Source organism: Paucibacter sp. XJ19-41, from assembly GCF_028462495.1.
Taxonomy (GTDB): Bacteria; Pseudomonadota; Gammaproteobacteria; order Burkholderiales; family Burkholderiaceae_C; genus Roseateles_E.
On the sequence record NZ_JAQOWX010000227.1, the window covers coordinates 1 to 3,186 of the forward strand.

The following is a 3,186-nucleotide window of genomic DNA, read 5'->3' on the forward strand; positions in this document are numbered from 1 at the left end:
CGGCCCGGCTCGGCCGGCCGGTTGCGCCGGCCGCTGGACCGGCCCGAGCTGCTGGTGGGTCAGGCGCTGCGGGAGGGCGCGCTGCCGGGCCGCACCATAGACGGCCTCGACTATGCCGGCGTGCCCTCGCTGGGCGCGCTGCGCGCCGTACCCGGCACCGACTGGCTGCTGGTCAGCAAGGTGGCGCGTGCCGAGGTCGATGCCAAGGTCTGGGGCGAGGCACGCTGGATAGTCGCGACCACCTTGCTGGCCCTGCTGATCGCCGCCGTGGTCTGGCGGCTGCGGCGGCAGCGCGTGGCCCAGGCGCTGCTGGCCGAGAGCGAGCTGCGCAGCCGCACGCTGCTGGAGGCGCTGGCCGACGGTGTCTTCGTCGCCCAGGACCTGCGTTTCGGGTTCGCCAATCCGGCCCTGCCCTAGCTGCTGGGCTATACCGAGGCCGAGTTCGTCGGCCTGCCGTTCGCGGCGGTGGTGGCGCCCGAGTTCCTGGCGCTGTGGACCGCGCGCTGTTTGGCGCGCACCGGCACCGGTCCCGAGCCCCAGCGCCACTACGAGCTGTGCTGGCTCGACAAGCAGGGCCAGCGGGTCTGGATCGAGCTGCGCGCCAGCCGCATGAGCTATCAGGGCCGGCCGGCGGTGCTGGGCATCGTCAGCGACATCGGCGAGCGCCGCCGCATCGAGCAGGCGCTGCAGGAATCGTCGGAGCTGCTGCGCGCGGACATCGACGAGCGCCAGCGCATCGAGCAGGCGCTGCAGGAGAGCGAGCGCCTGTACCGCTCGATGGTCTCGGCCCTCAGCGAGGGCGTGATCATCTTCGACATTGACGGGCGCGTGCTGGCCAGCAACCCGGCCGCCGAACGCATCCTGGGCTACAGCCAGGCGCAGATGCAGGCGGCCGACTGGAAGTGGCGCGCGCTCGAGATGTGCGACAACGAGGGCCAGCCGCTGGCGGTCGCCGAGCTGCCGCTGACCCGTGTGCTGAGCACCGGCCAGGGCCAGCAGGGCATGCAGCTGGGCGTGCGCAGCCAGGCCGGCCAGCGGCGTTGGCTCAAGCTCAATGCCGAGCCGGTGCGCTCGACCGACGGCCAGAGCATCGTCAGCGTCGTCAGCTCCTTCACCGACATCAGCGACCGGCGCTCCAGCGAACAACTGCTGCGCAAGCTCTCGCTGGCGGTCGAGCAAAGCCCCACCAGCATCCTGATCTCGGACCTGGCCGGCGCGATCGAATACGTCAACGCGGCCTTCACCCGCATCAACGGCTTCAGCCGCCAGGAGGTGCTGGGCCGCACGCGGCTGGAGCTGCAGCCGCAGCGCGGCCCGCGCGAGCGCGTGCAGCAGATGCGGCGGGCCGTGCAGCAGGGGCAGAACTGGTCGGGCGAGCTGCTGAACCATCGCAAGAACGGCGAGATTTTTCACGAGTTCGTCCATATGGCGCCGATCCGCCAGGCCGACGGGCGCGTCACCCATGTGCTGTCGATCGGCGAGGACATCAGCGCGCACAAGCGCCAGAGCGCCGAACTCGACCAGCACCGCCACCATCTGCAGGAGCTGGTGCAGGCACGCACCGCCGAGCTGGCCGAGGCCACCCAGGCGGCCCAGGCCGCCAGCCTGGCCAAGAGCGCCTTCCTGGCCCATATGAGCCACGAGATCCGCACGCCGATGAATGCCATCCTCGGCCTGACCCATTTGCTGCGGCGCGACAGCCGCGATGCGCTGGCCCAGGACCGGCTGGCCAAGCTCGACGGCGCGGCCCAGCACCTGCTGCAGGTCATCAACGACATCCTCGATCTCTCCAAGATCGAGTCCGGCAAGCTGGAGCTGGAGGACCGGCCTTTCGCGTTGCGCGAGTTGCTGGCGCGCTGCTGCGATCTGGTCGGCGAGCGCGCGCGCGACAAGGGCCTGCAGCTGAGCCTGATGGCCGATGCGCTGCCGCCCTGGGTGCGCGGCGACGCGACCCGCCTGTCGCAGGCGCTGCTGAACCTGCTGAGCAATGCGATCAAGTTCACCGAGCAGGGCTCGGTGCGTCTGCGCGGCGAAGCGCTCAGCCCTGAGCTGCTGCGCTTCGAGGTCAGCGACACCGGCGTGGGCATCACGGCCGAGCAGCAGCAGCGCCTGTTCCGCGTCTTCGAGCAGGGCGACAGCTCGACCACGCGGCGCTACGGTGGCACCGGCCTGGGCCTGGCCATCACCCGCCATCTGGCCGAGCTGATGGGCGGCGAGGTCGGCGTCGACAGCCAGCCCGGGCGGGGCAGCCGCTTCTGGTTCACCGCGCGCTTGCCGGCGGTCGAGGAGGCCGATGCGGCCGCCGCGATGGCCTCGGCGACGGGCAGCGAGCGCGAGGCGCTGGACCAGCTGGCCAGCCGGCATGGCGGCGCGCACATCCTGCTGGTCGAGGACAACCCGATCAACCAGGACGTGGCCCAGGAGCTGCTGCATGCGGCCGGGCTGACGGTGGACCTGGCCTCGAATGGTCGGCAGGCTCTGCAGCTGGTGCAGCGCAACGACTACCAGCTGGTGCTGATGGACATGCAGATGCCGGTGATGGACGGGCTGCAGGCGACCCGCGAGATCCGCCGCCTGCCCGGCATGGCGGCGCTGCCGATTGTCGCGATGACGGCCAATGCCTTTGGCGAGGACCGCGCCGCCTGCCTGGCCGCCGGCATGAACGACCATGTCGGCAAGCCGGTGGCGCCGGCCCAGCTCTATGCGCGCCTGCTGCAGTGGCTGCCCGCGCGCGCTCACTCGGTGGAGGCGCTGCCGCCGCCGCCCGAGCCGCTGGCCGATGTGGTGGCCAGCGAGGCCGAGCTGCTGCCGGACTGGTTGACGCGGATCCCGGGCCTGGATGTGGTGCAGGGCCTGCGCTACACCGGCGGGCGGCCGGCCACCTACTGGCGCGTGCTGCAGCAGTTCGCCCACCACTTCCGGGACGGCATGCCGGCGCTGGCCGCCGGCATCGAGGTCGGCGCCGGCGACACGCTGCGGCGCTTTGCCCATTCACTCAAGGGCGCGGCGGCGGCGGTCGGGGCTCAGCAACTCAGCGAGCTGGCGGGCCGTATCGAGGCCGGCGACGAGCTGCCGGCGGCGCAGATGCGGCCGCTGGTCGAGCGCGCCTCGGCGGCTCTGGAGGCGCTGGTGCAGGACCTGCGGGCCGCGCCGCTGATGGAGGAGACGCGCCCGGCCGAGCTCGAC

1 protein-coding gene and 1 pseudogene are annotated in these 3,186 nt (G+C 71.9%); both read left to right on the forward strand.

Features of this window, described 5'->3' with window-relative positions; genetic code table 11:
• Positions 1-417, forward strand: a pseudogene (locus PO768_RS28305) (hypothetical protein); the annotation flags it as partial.
• Positions 418-420: 3 nt separating this feature from the next.
• Positions 421-3,186 (forward strand): PAS domain S-box protein (locus tag PO768_RS28310; protein ID WP_272648721.1); only part of this gene is annotated, 2,766 nt, incomplete at its 3' end.